This window comes from Microvirga zambiensis WSM3693, from assembly GCF_016735695.1.
Lineage (GTDB): Bacteria > Pseudomonadota > Alphaproteobacteria > Rhizobiales > Beijerinckiaceae > Microvirga > Microvirga zambiensis.
Genome location: NZ_JAERQD010000244.1, coordinates 1 through 559 on the forward strand (window position 1 = coordinate 1; position 559 = coordinate 559).

The 559-nt window shown below is 61.5% G+C and carries 1 protein-coding gene; it reads left to right on the forward strand.

Features of this window, described 5'->3' with window-relative positions; translation table 11 throughout:
• Positions 1-521, forward strand: a 521-nt coding sequence (locus JKL46_RS35110) for an IS66 family transposase (protein ID WP_201843077.1), incomplete at its 5' end; no start/stop codon positions are given.
• Positions 522-559 lie beyond the last annotated feature (38 nt).

The following is a 559-nucleotide window of genomic DNA, read 5'->3' on the forward strand; positions in this document are numbered from 1 at the left end:
GGCCGCCGGCGCAGGCCCTCACGTTCTTCGACCAACTCTACCGGATTGAACGGCAGGCGCGGGACGAAGAGCCGGATGACGGCGAAACGCTGGGGGACTCCAGGCGCCGCTTTCGCCAGAAACATGCCGTTCCGGTCCTGAACGCCCTCAAGGCATGGCTCGACGCGATCGCGCCGAAGGTTGTGCCTGACACCAAGCTCGAAGATGCCGTCTCCTATACACTCAACCAATGGGAATACCTGACGCGCTACACCGAAGACGGCCGGATGCCGATCGATAACAACCTTCTGGAGCGAGACATCCGAATTTTTGCAACCGGCAGAAAGAGCTGGCTCTTCAGCGATACAGTCCAGGGCGCCCACGCCAGCGCCGTCATCTACAGCCTGATGCTGACCTGCCGGGCCTGCCGCGTCGAACCCTTGGCGTGGTTGCGACACGTCCTCACCGAACTGCCACAGCGTCCCGGCGATGCCGATATCGAGGACCTGCTGCCCTTCAACTTCAACAAACAGCCAGCCTGAACCCCACCCTACGACGTGCATTGAAATGCGCGCTTACG